Genomic DNA, 1052 nt, shown 5'->3' on the forward strand with positions numbered 1-1052 from the left:
CGTTGAGAAACTGATCTCGGAATTTTCCGTTGAAGGACTCGCAATAGCCATTCTCCCAGGGGCTTCCTGGTTCAATATAGGCGGTTTGTACACCGATCTTCGCAAGCCACTGTCGTAGCGCGATGGCAACGAATTCAGGGCCATTGTCCGAACGAATGTAAGCCGGCACACCTCGGGAAATCATCTGCACGGAGAGCGCTTCGAGCACATCCATGGCCTTGATATGACGGGCTACAATCAACGACAGGCATTCACGTGTGTGCTCATCGAGCAGAACAAGCACACGGAATTTACGGCCGTCGTGTGTCTGGCAACTGACGAAATCATAGCTCCAGACATGATTTCGATACTGGGGCCGCAGCCGAATGCAGGAGCCGTCATTGAGGAATAGCCGGCCACGGGGTTTCTGTTTGTGCGGCACCTTGAGCCCTTCGGCCTTCCAGATACGCCATACCCGACCATGCTGAATATCCCAGCCTTGTAGTTGCAGCAGGCCAGTGACGGTGCGATATCCATAGCGACCATAGAGATTGGCCAGCTCCACCACCGCATGCGTCAAGGCCGACTCATCGGCACGAGGAATAGCTTGATAGCGTTGTGTCGCACGGGGTTGCCCCACCACCCGGCAGGCAATGCGTTGCGATACCCGAAATCGACTCATGAGCATCGCCACCGCATCGCGCCTCCGTGTGGGGCTTACCAGTTTCCCGAGGCGACTTCCTTGAGCATGGCCTTCTCTAACGACAGATCTGCCACGATCTTCTTCAGCCTTGCATTCTCTCGTTCAAGCTCCTTCAACTTCTTAGCCTGGTCGATCTTCAGGCCACCGTATTCCTTCTTCCAGCGGTAGTAGCTTTGCTCTGAAATACCTGCATCCTTGCAGGCAGCTGCCAGGACTTTACCCTGCGCAGTGAACACTTCGATCTGCCGCAGCTTGGCGACAATTTGTTCGGGCTTGTGATGTTTGATTGGCATGACTTGCTTCTCCAAAATAACGTCCAACTTGTGAAATCCTCTCACATTCGTTGGACTAATTACTTCGGGCTAGGTCA

Annotated in this window: 1 pseudogene; it reads right to left on the reverse strand. The window is 53.9% G+C overall.

Annotation, left to right across the window (positions count from 1 at the left end):
* Window positions 1–975: pseudogene (locus PQR63_RS23595) on the reverse strand (IS3 family transposase); the annotation flags it as partial.
* Window positions 976–1052: the final 77 nt, after the last annotated feature.

This window comes from Herbaspirillum rhizosphaerae, from assembly GCF_046025915.1.
In the GTDB taxonomy this organism is placed as follows: domain Bacteria; phylum Pseudomonadota; class Gammaproteobacteria; order Burkholderiales; family Burkholderiaceae_D; genus Herbaspirillum; species Herbaspirillum rhizosphaerae_A.